Origin of the sequence: Amylibacter sp. IMCC11727 (assembly GCF_029854195.1) — a bacterium.
Lineage (GTDB): Bacteria > Pseudomonadota > Alphaproteobacteria > Rhodobacterales > Rhodobacteraceae > Amylibacter.
The window spans coordinates 2350955-2364895 of record NZ_CP122960.1; the positions used below are offsets into that span (position 1 = coordinate 2350955).

Annotated in this window: 17 protein-coding genes; 9 read left to right on the plus strand and 8 right to left on the minus strand. The window is 54.3% G+C overall.

Annotation, left to right across the window (positions count from 1 at the left end; genetic code table 11):
* Positions 1 to 29: 29 nt before the first annotated feature.
* The 4 genes from QBD29_RS11885 (at position 30) to QBD29_RS11900 (ending at position 2981) form a co-directional block, all read left to right on the plus strand.
* Positions 30 to 275, plus strand: coding sequence for a hypothetical protein (locus tag QBD29_RS11885; protein WP_280098306.1), 246 nt, complete (start codon positions 30 to 32; stop codon positions 273 to 275).
* A gap of 260 nt (positions 276 to 535) precedes the next feature.
* Complete coding sequence (locus QBD29_RS11890; RefSeq protein ID WP_280098307.1) at positions 536 to 1570, plus strand: Hint domain-containing protein; 1035 nt, start codon at positions 536 to 538, stop codon at positions 1568 to 1570.
* 184 nt (positions 1571 to 1754) lie between these two features.
* Entirely contained in the window at positions 1755 to 2711 is a 957-nt protein-coding gene (locus QBD29_RS11895) for a Hint domain-containing protein (RefSeq protein WP_280098308.1), read from the plus strand.
* A gap of 36 nt (positions 2712 to 2747) precedes the next feature.
* Entirely contained in the window at positions 2748 to 2981 is a 234-nt protein-coding gene (locus tag QBD29_RS11900; RefSeq protein ID WP_280098309.1) for a ribbon-helix-helix domain-containing protein, read from the plus strand.
* On the opposite strand, the gene QBD29_RS11905 is transcribed toward QBD29_RS11900, so the two are convergent.
* From QBD29_RS11905 to QBD29_RS11915, 3 genes are all read right to left on the minus strand, one after another.
* On the minus strand, positions 2929 to 4338 hold the full coding sequence (locus QBD29_RS11905) for a cytochrome P450 (protein WP_280098310.1): 1410 nt from the start codon (positions 4336 to 4338) through the stop codon (positions 2929 to 2931). The two genes, QBD29_RS11900 and QBD29_RS11905, sit on opposite strands and share 53 nt — an antisense overlap.
* Entirely contained in the window at positions 4335 to 5555 is a 1221-nt protein-coding gene (locus tag QBD29_RS11910; RefSeq protein WP_280098311.1) for a hypothetical protein, read from the minus strand. The genes QBD29_RS11905 and QBD29_RS11910 overlap by 4 nt, the downstream gene beginning before the upstream one ends.
* 83 nt (positions 5556 to 5638) lie before the next feature.
* A complete protein-coding gene (locus QBD29_RS11915; protein ID WP_280098312.1) occupies positions 5639 to 6391 on the minus strand; it encodes a cytochrome c biogenesis protein CcdA in 753 nt (250 codons plus the stop codon).
* A 92-nt stretch (positions 6392 to 6483) separates the two neighbouring features.
* Between QBD29_RS11915 and tusA the strand changes: the two genes are divergently transcribed.
* Positions 6484 to 6714, plus strand: coding sequence for a sulfurtransferase TusA (gene tusA, locus QBD29_RS11920; protein ID WP_280098313.1), 231 nt, complete (start codon positions 6484 to 6486; stop codon positions 6712 to 6714).
* Between the two features lie 23 nt (positions 6715 to 6737).
* On the opposite strand, the gene QBD29_RS11925 is transcribed toward tusA, so the two are convergent.
* Both QBD29_RS11925 and QBD29_RS11930 read right to left on the minus strand, forming a co-directional pair.
* Positions 6738 to 7193: an Lrp/AsnC family transcriptional regulator gene (locus QBD29_RS11925; protein WP_280098314.1), complete on the minus strand. Its 456-nt coding sequence runs from the start codon at positions 7191 to 7193 to the stop codon at positions 6738 to 6740.
* A complete protein-coding gene (locus QBD29_RS11930) occupies positions 7190 to 7651 on the minus strand; it encodes an Lrp/AsnC family transcriptional regulator (RefSeq protein WP_280098315.1) in 462 nt (153 codons plus the stop codon). Before QBD29_RS11930 ends, QBD29_RS11925 begins: the two co-directional genes overlap by 4 nt.
* A 130-nt stretch (positions 7652 to 7781) precedes the next feature.
* On the opposite strand from QBD29_RS11930, the gene ilvC reads away from it, so the two are divergent.
* From ilvC to QBD29_RS11945, 3 genes are all read left to right on the plus strand, one after another.
* A complete protein-coding gene (gene ilvC / locus QBD29_RS11935) occupies positions 7782 to 8804 on the plus strand; it encodes a ketol-acid reductoisomerase (RefSeq protein WP_280098316.1) in 1023 nt (340 codons plus the stop codon).
* A gap of 67 nt (positions 8805 to 8871) precedes the next feature.
* Complete coding sequence (locus QBD29_RS11940; RefSeq protein WP_280098317.1) at positions 8872 to 9789, plus strand: DMT family transporter; 918 nt, start codon at positions 8872 to 8874, stop codon at positions 9787 to 9789.
* 50 nt (positions 9790 to 9839) lie between these two features.
* Positions 9840 to 10412, plus strand: a complete 573-nt coding sequence (locus QBD29_RS11945; protein WP_280098318.1) for a hemerythrin domain-containing protein — start codon at positions 9840 to 9842, stop codon at positions 10410 to 10412.
* Positions 10413 to 10452: 40 nt separating this feature from the next.
* Here QBD29_RS11945 and QBD29_RS11950 read toward each other — a convergent pair whose 3' ends face one another.
* Positions 10453 to 11760, minus strand: a complete 1308-nt coding sequence (locus QBD29_RS11950; protein WP_280098319.1) for an FAD-binding oxidoreductase — start codon at positions 11758 to 11760, stop codon at positions 10453 to 10455.
* 2 nt (positions 11761 to 11762) lie between these two features.
* The gene (locus tag QBD29_RS11955; protein ID WP_280098320.1) at positions 11763 to 12107 is read right to left on the minus strand and encodes a cupin domain-containing protein; all 345 of its coding nucleotides are present in this window, start codon (positions 12105 to 12107) and stop codon (positions 11763 to 11765) included.
* A gap of 129 nt (positions 12108 to 12236) precedes the next feature.
* Here QBD29_RS11955 and QBD29_RS11960 point away from each other — a divergent pair, with 129 nt between their 5' ends.
* Positions 12237 to 13160 (plus strand): DMT family transporter, encoded by a 924-nt coding sequence (locus QBD29_RS11960; RefSeq protein ID WP_280098321.1) that lies wholly within the window; start codon positions 12237 to 12239, stop codon positions 13158 to 13160.
* Between the two features lie 82 nt (positions 13161 to 13242).
* Here QBD29_RS11960 and QBD29_RS11965 read toward each other — a convergent pair whose 3' ends face one another.
* Complete coding sequence (locus QBD29_RS11965; protein WP_280098322.1) at positions 13243 to 13941, minus strand: VCBS repeat-containing protein; 699 nt, start codon at positions 13939 to 13941, stop codon at positions 13243 to 13245.

Genomic DNA, 13941 nt, shown 5'->3' on the forward strand with positions numbered 1-13941 from the left:
GGATTGAGGTGTGAATGGAGGGTGCGCACATGGGTAAACACGAGTTTCAACGCATTAACGACGTTTTGGACCATCTGACGGAAGAGATGGAAACGTCTTTGCGTCATCGGGAGCATTGCAAAAACAATCGGCTGGATGAGATTAACAAACGGCGTACGTCGAAAAAGACCTGTCAGGATAACGGGGAGTCTTGGGTCCAGACCAAAGACTTGGGTGATTTGTTCGATCGTATGAACGGGCGGTTTGAACATCTGGCAAAAAAGTTGCGGCATTGAAGCTGCGCTTGTTCTAAACGGTAGCAAAGGTAGATCGGCCACTTTCCCGCTTGGGTTGTGCTAGCAATCGCTGCAAAGCCCTTGTTTGCAGGAATAGGGGCGAAAGGGATAGTTTTGCTTGCGTCGATTCCCGCCCCAACCTATGATGTTTCAAAAGCTTAAACCCACAAAGAGGGGTAAAGAGCATAAGAGGCGGGCAGCGGGATACTCTCCAAACATAAGGTGAGATTTATCTGCCCATAGGGTATCGGGCGGGTAACTTGGCACAGTTTACCTTTTTTGAAGTCAATGGGGATCCGCTTAGCAGCAACATCCTCACTCTCGGCAGCAGCGGAACGGCTGTTGTTGAGGATGATGACGGCTTTCTGCAACCTGATACCGAAGATTCTGGTGCGCAATTCTCTATCAACGGTGTTGATTTTGAATCTACCGCCTATCCCAACTATAGCGCTACAGGTTCAAACGTTGAAATTTACACAGCTCAATTTCGTGGTGGCCCTTTCAACAACCAAACGGTCACCTTTGCCTATTTGACAGCAGCCAATGATGGTGTTGATGATGGTGTAAACCGTATTGTTCAACTTTCCGGACCGCCGTTCACCACGGGCAGACGTTTGGACAACATCAACTTAACCGACGGCAACTCAAACGTTCCGTACAATACTATTCCGTCCATCATCTGTTTTACACCTGGCGCCATGATTACAACTCCGCGTGGACAGGTCGCCGTAGAAGATTTGCAAGTGGGCGATTTGGTCATCACCGCAGACAATGGTTTGCAGGCGATCCGTTGGATTGGGCGCAAGCGCATGACAGGCGCACGCTTGCAGGCCTATCCCGAGTTGCGGCCCATTCGCATCCGCAAAGATGCCTTTGGCTGTGGTCTGCCAGAGCGAGATATGTGGGTATCCCCGCAACATCGGATGCTGGTGAAATCTGAACGCACCATGCTCGATTACGGTGAAAACGAGGTTTTAGTGCCTGCCAAGGGGCTGTTGAATGATCTGTCGGTGACGGTGGATTACGGCCTGCGCGAAACCGAATATGTGCATATTTTGTTTGATAAACATGAGGTTGTCTTTGCCAACGGTACGCCAACCGAGAGTTTTCATCCTGGTCAACACGCGCTTGATACCATCGAGGACGAAGCGCGCACCGAACTGTTTGAAATCTTTCCAGAGCTGGCCGACGATCCAAAAGATTACGGACCTTCGGCGCGATTGAGCCTGAAGGTTCGTGAGGTGCAATCCCTGACCAAGCGCGGTGTGTTCGGCGCAAAGCATGGGAGAATGTGACGATAAAGACTCAGATCAAGGAAATCTGATCTGGCACAAAAAGAGGAGAATTGATCCGTTCGCGCCTGTGGCGCATCTTTGAGCATAGAATGATCCAGCACAAAGCTGGGCAGCTATGAGGCAGGGTTAATCGGCAAAGCGGCGAGGCTTTGTTCGATTTCCCCAGAAATATTGGTGGTGCAACGTGGATATCACGTTTTTTGAGACATTCGGTGTGCCAAACACCGACGGTGAATGTACGGCTGTGCATGAAGGTGTGACGCAGCTGTCCATCGCAAATGACACGCTGTTAAATGCCGTTTCTGATCAGGCCGTATGCCAGATCGAGGGCGATGATTACGTGTTGAGCGGCCCAAAGCCCGATGCGGTTTGGAGCGGTTTGGTAAATCGAGGAACGCGGCAACAACGCGAAGTGTGCTTTGCCCAATTGGTGCGCAAAGATGGGGCGGCTTCCCCCTGTCGTATCGTGATTTTACAGGGCGAGTTGCATCGCGGTGAAGCGATTTTAGATGTGCGCGTAAGCGGCCAAGAGCACACGATGAGCCCAACAGGATTGGTGTGTTTCACACAAGGGTGCAACATTTTAACGGCCTTTGGTGATATGCCAGTGGAGCGTTTGCAAGTTGGGGATTTGGTGCATACGGTTGATAATGGCCTGCAGCCTATCCGATGGATCGGGTCACGCGAAATGAGCCGCACACGGTTGCAAGTGGCCCCGCAAAGCCAGCCCGTTTTGATTAAGAAAGATACGTTTGGCCCGTATCTGCCCGCGCAGGATATTTGGGTTTCCCAGCAGCATCAGATGTTGTTGGAAACCGAAGATGCGCAAAGCCTGTTCCGTTTGGACAGTGTTTTGGCCCCCGCCAAAGCCTTGGTGAATGGTGATACGATCCAGCTTGATGAACAGTCTGCGGGTGTGAATTACATGCACATTCTGTTTGACGAACATCAGGTGGTGTTTGTGGATGGCATCCCATCCGAGAGCTTTTACCCCTGCCCCGCATCGTTGTTGTCCCTGACGGACGAGGATCGCCAGCAGGTGTTTCAGATTATGCCGCATTTGGAATATCATCCATTGAGCTATGGCCCGATGGCACGGCCCAGTGTTACGATCCATAAATCTCTGCGGTTGGCAGCGTAACATGGGGTGGGATCGTCGATTTGGCAGGGGGCTGGGATGACCTATGATCGGCCTGCCAAACATTCCCTTTCCTTAAAAGGACATCGCACCAGCGTGTCTTTGGAACAGGAATTTTGGGATGGGTTTCGCCGCGTGGCCGAGGCAAAAGGCGTGGCGTTGAACGAACTGGCCGCCCAAATTGATGCAGAGCGGGGCGTTGACTGCGGGCTTGCCTCCGCTATTCGTTTGTTCGTGTTTCGCTGGTATCGCGATCATCCTGACGCGGTATAAGACGCAGGTGGATACCATCGCGCGCGCGCACCGTTAGGTGGGCTGCTGGAACGGGGATTTCGCCGTCTACGCATTTGAAATCGAACGCTTTTACCAACATGGCAAGCAAGAGCACCCCTTCAACCATGGCAAAGCCAGCTCCTGTGCATACCCGCGGCCCCGTGGAAAACGGGATATACGCATCGCGCGATGGCTGTTTGTTTTCGGGGCGATCCCAGCGATCAGGGTCGAACACATCGGGTTTGTCCCAAAACCGTTGATGACGGCCAAGATGCCAAGGGGACAGCACAATTTGACTGCCCACTTTGATGCGGCGGTCGCGAAAGGTTTCTTCGCGCAGGTTTTCACGTACCATCATAGGCACGGGCGGATAGAGGCGCAGGCTTTCGCGGAAAACATTGCGGGTGAAGGGCATTTTTGACAGGTTTTTGAAGGTGAAATTCCCTTCGGCGCTGGCGGCGCGTGCCTCGGCGGCAACGCGGGCCTGTGCGGGTTGATCGAGCGCCAGCAGATAAAGGGTCCATGCGAGTGCGGAGGCGGATGTTTCATGTCCCGCGAGGAAGAAGATCGCCACCTGATCCACCATTTCATCGCCTGTGAATTTATCCCCCGTCAGCGGGTCGGCGGTGGTCATGATTTTGGTGGCAAGGTCGTCTGGTGCGGTGCCTGCCGCGATTTCTGCGGCCCGATCATCCGTTAGTTTTTTCAAAAGCGCGCGAATTTTGGCGCTGGTTTGTTTGGTGCTGTCCCGTTGAAACAGGTGCATCCATTGGGGCAGCTTGAAAAAACTGGCCACGTTCATCAGCGGCTGGGTGCGCTGATAATCGCGAAAGTTTTCAAACACGCCTTTGGCATCATCATCGGTAATGGGAATGGAAAACAGCGTGCGAAAGATCACATCCGCCGCCAGTTTTGAAGTTTGCTCTTCGATTTCGAGCGGCGTGTCCGTGGCCAGCGGTGCCAGCCTTTCGATGGCCGCGTGCCCTGCCCCAAGCATGGAAGGAAACACATCGCGCAGGCGGCCCCCTTCGAACGCGGGGTCGATAATGCGGCGCTGTTGTTTCCATTTTTCACCATTGGACACAAACACCCCGTCTCCAAGCAAGGAAAACAAAGCACCGCGGATGATTTCGGATTTTGGGAAATTATCGGGATCCTCATTGAGAACCTTTTTCACCAGTTCGGGCTGGTTCACAAAATAGCTGCGAAAGAATGGCATTTTGAATTCTGCCATCCATGCTTTGTACAAGCGTTCAGGTTGGCTGGCGAAAATATCTTTTCGAAACAGTTGCATATGCTGCCAGAGGGATACTTTTTCTGGGCGCGATGCGGGTTTTGGCGGGATGATATCGCTCATGCGGACATGCTCGTATGGGGGTTTACCGGACGGGTGATACGCGATGGTGAATGGCCCCGATGGGCGAAGCGGTCCGAGAGAGTTTGCGGGCCAGCGGTGACTTTGAAATAATCATAATCCCCGGGCAGATCAAAGGCGCAAAGGTATTGGAAATGCAGGCGGAAAAAACGGCGACCGAGTTCTTTTTGCTTGGCTTCCGACAGGGTTTGGGAGAAAGCGGCTGACAGGATTAACGGATGTTTGTGGCCCGTTTCAGGGGCAACGCCAGACACGGCCGCAGGATCACACAGCGCGAATGTGGCCCCGTCCCCAGGGGCGGATACATCCACCCAAGCCAACGCATCGGATTGGCACAGGAAATGCAAATCACCCCGCAGACGATCCGCGTTGCGCAGGAAACTGACCATTGGGATCACTTGCCCAAGAGTGAGAAGCGACAGGGTTGGGCCGTTGGCTGGCACCCTGCCCTGACGGATCAAATCCGCAAGGATCGACACCGCAAGATGCGCACCAGAGGAATGGCCAACCACCAGAACCTCATCCACGTCTGATTGCATGGCCGATGCAATGCGGTCTGTAAACACGGCCATGCGGGCCTCTAGCTCGGGCGGATTTTGGCCCTTGAACTTGGCCGAATAGCCATAGTCGTGCATGAGGTAATAGGCGAAAAGCTGGGCGTCTTTGCTTTTGAAATAGATCAGAAGCGCGCAAAAAAGAGCGATCCCTGCAAGCGCGCCTATACCCCAATGAATGTAGGTTTTGCCCAAGTAAAAGGCCGAAAACCCCAGACACACCGCCACCAATAGTTGTAAAAGCAACATTGCAACGGGATAGAGTGCGGCCAAAATCGGACCGATGCGCAGCTTCATCAAGCCAAAGAGCGCGCCCGAGCCGATGTATTCCCAAGCGGTGCGGAACAGCAAAATATAGGTGCGCGGGATGTTTTGGTTCATGGAGGTTTGAACGATATCCGCCCAAAACAGAATTTCGACCTGTGTTTGGGTTTGGGTGCCATCAATGTCCGCATGAACGCCCCAGCCGAAATTTTGCGCGTCTTTGGCCTTGGGGCGCAGATCGATGGCATAATTGGAAATCGCTGCCTGATCCGCACTTTCAGCGCGATACAGCTCGCGGTAGCGCCGCGGGGGCACGGGATCATAGCCAGGGATGTAAAACATCTGGCGGGTTTTGACGGTTTTTTGTGCCTCTGCGGGCATATTGCTGAACCTGATACTGCCTACTCGGGTTCAACATAGGCACGAATTTCAGCAAAAGTAAGGCAGTTTATTTGCCAATCGGCCTAACCAATCAGAGCAAGTGCGGGAAAGGTTTCTAGCAGCCAGTAAGAAAAACGGGAAAACAGATCAAACACCAGAGCCAAGCCAACGAGGATCAACAGACCGCCCATGATTTTTTCGACCGTGCCCATATGGCGTTTGAAGCGGTTCATGATCCCAACAGCGCGGTTGATAAAGACCGCAGCAATGATAAACGGCAGGCCGAGCCCCAAGGCATAAACCGCCATAAGAATTGTGCCCCGTGCCACGGAGCCTTCTTGTGCAGCGACCGAAAGAATTGCGCCGAGGATTGGGCCGATACAGGGTGTCCAGCCAAAGGCGAAAGCAAGGCCAAGGACGTATGCGCCAAAGGCGCTGCCACCCTGATCGCCCGCGTCTATGCGGGCTTCTCGATAAAGAAACGGGATGCGGATCAGGCCGATAAAATGCAGGCCAAACAAGATGATAACGAGGCCCGCGACGATCCCGAATGCCCGTTGGTTTTGCAGGAACATTTGTCCCAGCAACGACGAGGTGAAGCCCAAGAAAATAAACACCGTAGAGAGACCCATGGCGAAAAAGATCGAGGCGATAATGGCGGGGCGATTTGACTGTTTGCCATCGGTCATATCGTTCATGGATATCCCGCCCATGTAGGCCAGATAGGGCGGAACGATGGGCAGCACACAGGGGCTAAGGAAGGAAATTACCCCCGCCAAAAGTGCGATGAAAAGAGAAGGCAACAGGGCCGCGTCGATGATATCTATTCCGAACATGAACTTGGCTTAGCGTGTCTGGGTCGCCGCGTCACCTATGCAATGATCACGCTTGCGTGGACTCTTGCAATAATGCGCACTACATCTGCGCCATGACGTTTGATGATGAACTTGATGCCACAGGGTTGTTGTGCCCCTTGCCCGTGTTAAAGGCGCGTAAGCGATTGAAATCGCTTGCCTCTGGGGGTGTTTTGAAAATGCTGGCGGATGATCCAGCCGCTGTGATTGACGTGCCGCATTTTTGCAATGAACAGGGGCATGAGTTGATTGCAAGCGACACGGATGCCCTGCCCCATGTGTATTTTATCCGCAAAGTTGCTTGAGTGCTTCAATGTTCTTTAGGTATCTAAACGCGGATCGGGCGTTTTTCTTCGGACAGCAGAACATTTGCTTCGACGTTACCCACCCCTGGCAGGGTCATAACGCGGCGGCGTAGGACGCGTTCGAAATCGGCGATGTCACGGGCGACAACCTTGAGGCGGTAATCATAAAGGCCAAGCACGTGTTGAACGACTTGGACTTCGGGGATGGCGATAACGGCCCGTTCAAAGTCTTCGAGGCTGACGCGGCCTTTAGTGGCGAGTTTCACGCCCAAAAAGACGGTAACGCCAAAGCCGAGCGCATCTTTATTCAATTGCACGGCGCGACCTGTGATGACGCGGGCGTCTTCGAGTTTGCGAATGCGGCGCCAGCAGGCGGGTTGGGACAGGCCCACGGCTTTGGCCACGGCGGCAGCGTTGAGCGCGCCGTCTTTTTGCAAGGTGCGCAGGATGGCGCGGTCTGTGTCGTCGAGGTCAATCACAGCGGCAGGCTTTCGGCGTTTTTCAGGTTGGCCACCAGCATAAGGGATTCAATGTCGTTGATGTGGGGCAGTGCGAGGATTTGGCTGCGATAGATGTCTTGGTAATGGGCCATGTCACGCGCGAGGATGTTAAGGCGCACGTCTACGCGGCCCAAAAAGGTTTGGATTTCGTTTACTTCGGGGATGGTGCGAGCGGCGGCGATGAACGTGTCAAAAGCGTTGGATTGGGTTTTGTCGAGCGTGATGCGCAGGGAAACCTCGACCTCATAGCCCAGTGCTTTGGGGTCGATCTGTACGCTGCGGCCTGTGATAACGCCGCTGGTTTCCATCCGTTCCACGCGACGCCAGCAAGAGGCTTTGGTCAAGCCAGCTTGGCTCGCCAAATCCGCGGTGCTGGCGGTGGGATCGTGTTGCATCAGGCGCAAGAGCCGTCTGTCTGTATCGTCCAATACGTGCATGAATTATTCGATAACCTAAATTTTTGCGAATAACAATCGCAGTAATTTACGATTTTTCTGTGCGATTAGACCTGCAAACACTGTCAAACCCCCTATGGTGTGCGCAGATTTGACCGCAGAGGAGAAGAACATGCGTGTATATTACGATCGCGATTGCGATGTGAACCTGATCAAAGAAATGAATGTTGCGATTTTGGGCTATGGTTCCCAAGGGCACGCACACGCGCTGAACCTGCGCGACTCTGGTGCGAAGAACGTTGTTGTTGCGTTGCGCGAAGGCTCCCCTTCTGCAGCGAAAGCCGAAGGCGAAGGCCTGAAGGTTATGGGCATTGCAGAGGCAGCGGCTTGGGCTGATCTGATCATGTTCACAATGCCCGATGAATTGCAGGCAGAAACATACAAGAAATACGTCCACGACAACATCCGTGAAGGCGCAGCGATTGCGTTTGCCCACGGTTTGAACGTGCATTTCGGCCTGATCGAGCCAAAAGAAGGCATCGACGTTGTCATGATGGCACCAAAAGGCCCAGGCCACACAGTGCGCGGCGAATACACCAAAGGGGGCGGTGTTCCGTGTCTGGTGGCTGTGGATCGCAACGCATCTGGCCGCGCGCTGGAAATTGGCCTGTCCTATTGTTCTGCAATTGGTGGCGGCCGTTCAGGCATCATCGAAACCAACTTCCGCGAAGAGTGTGAAACCGATCTGTTCGGTGAGCAAGCTGTTCTGTGTGGTGGTCTGGTAGAACTGATCCGTTGTGGCTTTGAAACGCTGGTTGAAGCGGGCTACGCGCCAGAAATGGCGTATTTCGAGTGCTTGCACGAAGTGAAGCTGATTGTGGACCTGATCTATGAAGGCGGCATCGCGAACATGGATTACTCTATCTCTAACACTGCGGAATACGGTCAGTATGTGACAGGTCCACGGATCCTGAAATACGACGAAACCAAAGCCCGTATGAAAGAAGTTCTGTCAGACATTCAGCAAGGGAAGTTCGTGCGCGACTTTATGCTGGAAAATGCTGTGGGTCAGCCGACAATCAAAGCGGCCCGTCGTGCAAACGACGAGCACCAGATCGAAGCCACAGGCGAAAAACTGCGCGGCATGATGCCGTGGATTTCCGCCGGTAAGATGGTTGATAAAACAAAGAACTAAACGTTCTGACTTTATAAATTTTGAAAAGGGCATCGCGTGCGGTGCCCTTTTTGTTTATGGCGGTTATATGACTGCATCTCCGCAAAATCCCGGCCTTAAGAACTGGCTCGCCATTATCGCGCTTGGCGTGATTTGGGGCGGTGCGTTTTTGTCCAGTAAAATTGCGTTGGAAGGGTTCGGGCCGTGGTGGGTTGCGGCGGGGCGTGTTTGGATTGCGGGCATTGCGTTAACGCTGGCTGGGGCAGCCATGGGGCAAGGTGTGCATCGGGTTGGGAGTTTGCGCAACTGGGCCTATGTGGTGGCGTTTGGCGCAACGGCGACATCGCTGGCGTTGGCCTTGCTGTCATGGGGGCAACAGCATGTCAGCTCTGCTTTTGCGGGTGTTTCTATGGGGGCGGTGCCTTTGTTAATTCTGCCGCTGGCCTATGTGTTTTCGAAAGAAGAGGATATCGGGCCACGTCGGATTGCGGGTTTTGTTATTGGGTTTGTTGGCTTGATCGTTTTGATCGGCCCGCGTGCGTTTGTTTCGAACGGGGCGGACCTTGAAAACCTTGGGCGGCTTGCTTGTGTTGGGACAGCGGCGCTGTATGCGGTTGGATCAATCATCACGAGACGATCCCCGCCGATGCCGCCACTGGCCTTTGCGGCGGGAGCGTTTTGGGTGGGCGGTGCGGTGTTGCTGCCGCTGGCGTTTTATTTTGAGGGCATGCCCAGCGGGATACTGAATAGGCCGGGTTATGCGTTGATTTATGCCGCGCTCGTCCCCACAGCGATTGGGGCGATTATGCGCGTTGTCATCATCAAGTCCGCAGGATCCGTGTTTATGAGCCTGACCAGTTATATGGTGCCCGTGTGGTCCGTCATCTTTGGAATGTTGATTTTGGACGAGCAGATCACCGCCCAAATGACGATTGGCATGGTATTGATCCTGATTGGTATCGGCATCAGCCAAAGCCGTGCCTTGTTGGCGATGTTTGCGCGCTGACATGGCCGCTATGCGTTTTGCGATCTTGTTGAAAACGCCGCGATGCCCACATGATTGGCATGCTTGAAAATCTAGAAACCCGTCAGGGGCTGCCCGTTGAGATGCAGACCCTGCTTCGTGATTATCCGCGCGATGCTTGGCCGGATCATCCGAATTTCGCCGCGTCTATCCAAAATTGGTTGGGGGCACATGTCATGTTTGGCCGCTTGGCCGATATCGTTGAAAAGGACACGCAAACCCAATTGGATCGCAACAGTGATCTGCGCGATTATGTTGGGCGTTTGGGGCATTTTGGCAATCTGTTGGTTGCGAATTTGCACGGACATCACACGTGGGAAGATCGCAATTATTTTCCCGAGTTAAGCCGCGCAGACCCGCGTTTTGACGGCGGGTTGCAAATGTTGGAAGCAGACCATGAGGTGCTGGATGCAGGGCTTCAACGGTTAACCGAGCATGCAAACCGCACCATTCAGTTGGCCACGCTTGATCCCAAACAGGTTCGCGAACAGGCTGCATTGGTGTTGCAGGATGTGCGGGATGTAAAAACTTACCTTGGGCGGCATTTGCCAGATGAGGAAGACTTAATCGTGCCTATTTTGTTGCACCACAAAATGCGTGGATAAAAAAGGGCGGTTCCTTTGGGAGCCGCCCTTGTCTTATCTGCTAGGCTTCAAAGCGATGCTGATGTTCCCACCATTTCATTTTGGCCCACACCCCAAGATCAAGGAATGGACGCGGCGGCAGAGTGCTGGGCTCCCCAAGGGCCAGCATGTCGGCCAGCAAAGGATTGTCGCGCCCTGTTGCACGATCAGCGGCAAGCAGGCCAGAGATGGTGCCTTTGGTTACGCCCACGCCGTTTTGGCACACCGCAGTAAAGACATTTTTGCGGGGTTGGCCAAAGCCCGGTGCGAAATTCTGGCTGAGCGTGATTTGCCCTGCCCATGTGTCGGTGATCATATCAGGGGGCAGTTGTGGGAAACGGGATTTTATTTGCTGGGCTTGGAGGGTGCGGGCGGCGGTGTAATCGGCCTCTGTCAGCTTGCCAGAAGCGCGGTATCGGAACTGACTGCGCATCGTCAGGCGGCGATCCTTGGTATAACGGATCGTGGCCCCACCAAAGGCCATGGCAGGCACAATGCCCCAATCGGCAGGTGATCCGAGGCTTTGGTGTTCTTCGTCCGTTAGGGGACGCGTCATGGAACAGAACAATTGCAGGCTGAAGAGTTTGCCTTTGTAGGCATCAAGGTGAGGCGCAAAGCCGTTCACTGCAATGATGGCTTTGTCCGCAGTTATGGTGCCGTTTGGCGTTTGCGCAACGATTTGATCGCCGTAGGTTATGTGTGTGACGGGCGTGTTTTCAAACAGATGCACTTGGTTGCCAGACAGGCTGTCGGCAAGGCCACGCACGAGCGCAGCGGGTTGCATCAGAATGGTGCCAGGGGTGTGGATGGCGCGGCGGTAATACGACGTGCCTGTTCGCGCGGAAACGGCTGCGGCGTCCATGTCTGTGTAGGCTTCGCCAAGGGCATCAAGCCCAGCCACAAACCCATCAAGGACGGCCGCCCCTTGGGCCGATTTTGCCGCCATCATTTGCCCCTGTGCGGACCATTGGCAATCAATCTTGTGGGCTTTCGCCAAAGTATCGAGTTCTTGTGTCGCGGCACGCGCCAGCCGCAGGGCGCGGTACTGGGCCTCTGGGTCGTTCAAATCGGCACCGACATTGTGAGGCAGATCAATGACAAACCCGGAATTGCGGGCCGATGCGCCCTCCCCCACAGCGCGGGCATCAATCAGCGTGATCGCGGCATCTGGTTCATTTTGCGCCAAGCGCCGCGCGGCCGCGATCCCTGCATAACCAGCGCCAATGACCAGCCAATCCGTGCGATGATCCCCTGACAGAGCAGGGTTGGCAGATCGCGGCGGCAAGGCATTGGCCCAGCCGTTGGTCGTGTCATTGTGCGGCAATCGCATTTCTATTCGGCCCAGTTTGCAGGGTGAATGGCATAGGCGATTAGGGCATCTTTTGCCTCATATTCCAGTTCAGTTCCTGCGGGCAGCCAAATGCTGTCGTGTTTGCCAGCGGTTAAGGCTTTGCCGCCCGTATGGATGGTGAGTTCACCGTCCAAGACAATCAGGATTTCATCGTATTTGATCGTCCAAGGGAACCGCGCGTTGGTCAGGCGACCAAAGCCTGCGCCAAGTTCGGACATATCGTCAGGGCCGCAGATTTGCACCGCTTGCGCCTGTTCTCCGTATTCAAAACGCGGGTTGAATTGCAAATCAGCAAAGCGGTTCACGCGGGGTGGGGATTTTGTCATGGCAGGCTCCGTCTTTTGGATCACGCTGGCCCAAACGTTGCGTGACTTCAATGGGGTTTGCGACGAATTGCACGTGCGTTGGCGTCAAAGGCGCGGTATGGATGGAGCATTCTTGAATTGGACCTCTCCATGACACCTGTTCCCGCCGCTGCTGGTCTGAAAAATTGGCTCTTGCTGATTACGCTTGGCGTGATTTGGGGGGCGAGCTTTATGGGTTCCAAATTTGCACTGACAGGATATGCGCCTTTGTGGGTCGCTGCCTTTCGCATCGCCATTGGCGCGATTGCCCTCACCGTTTTGGCCTATGCCATGGGGCGACGTTTGCCAGAATGGAATGGGCCAAGTGGCAAGCGGATTTGGTTACATGCGCTGGGGATGGCGGTGTTTACAAATGCGGTTCCGTTCACACTGCTGTCATGGGGACAGGTCTATGTGACCAGCGGATTTGCGGGGATAACGATGGCCGTTGTGCCCCTGTTGGTGCTGCCGCTTGCGCATTTTTTGGTGCCAGGAGACACAATGGGGCTGCGCAAAGTGATCGGGTTCGGGATTGGATTTGTCGGGACAATTGTGTTGATCGGGCTGGATGCGTTTCAATTGTCTGGGGCCAGTTGGGAGCCCATTGCACGGCTCGCCTGTGTGGGCGCGGCCTGCTGTTACGCCATTGGAGCGATCATTACGCGGCTGTGCCCGCCCACGTCTAACATGGGATTTGCAGCGGCGGGATTGATACTCGCTACCTTACTGATTGTGCCCGTGGCATTGGTTGTGGAAGGTGTGCCAACTGTTGCGCCCATGAAGGCAATGCTGGGTGTGGCATTTCTTGGGCTGTTCACCACGGCGCTGGCGACGATCATGTTGGTGACGGTGATCAATTCTGCGGGTCCGAGCTTTCTGAGCCTAGTCAATTATCAAGTGCCGATCTGGGCGGTGATCTTTGGCGTTGTGCTGCTTGGGGAAACGCTGCCAGCGCAGTTTATCTATGCGCTAGGGCTGATCTTGGTCGGTGTAGCCATTAGCCAGATTAAAAAGCGGGCACGGCTAAGCATCTGATGCGAAACCGCCCCTGATCCGATCAGGGGCCACGCACGAAATTGCGTATCGGTCCCCGATCAAGTCGGGGATATTTGAAAGGTTAACACTTCGGCGGCGTGATCACCGAATCTGGCCCGTGATATCTACCCAAATCCTTGTAGGTGAGTTTCCCATCTTCAAAGAACACAGACACAATGTTCCTGCGCCGCGCATCGTTGAGGATCATTTCTGGCAGCCCATCACAGGTGCGAATGGATGAGGTGATAAAATCTTCGCCGATGGAATGGTTCGTCACCCCTTTGATGGACGCGATTTCCGTCAGGCCCCGATCACGATATGTCCAAACCCGCAATGTTTTCGCCAGATGCGGGCGGTCCACATAGGCCACGTCCATATCGCCGTCCCCGTTAAAATCGGCGACCCCGATTGGCGCAAGCCAGCGAAACCGTGTTCCAATGTTCGGATTGGCTGTACGTTTTAGGCTGCCATCTTGCAGATCATAAATGACCAATGCCGCTCCAAGACCAAGTTTACTTTCGACAACCACAGCTTCGGGTTCGCCATCTTGATCGACGTCAAACAGTCGTGGGTCCATATCTTCAAAAACAGAGTCTTTTGAGAGGGTTACGCAGACTTGTTCATCCCCGTTCGACAGGCACAACCGCCCCCATTCGGGCACATTGCCCATTATGGCGTGGCCATATCGATCTGTGGCTTGGTCAAAAACAACGCTCCACGCACCTTCAGTGCGTTTCAGACTATCCCCGAAAGCAGGAAGGCCGCCCAAAAGGACGGCCAT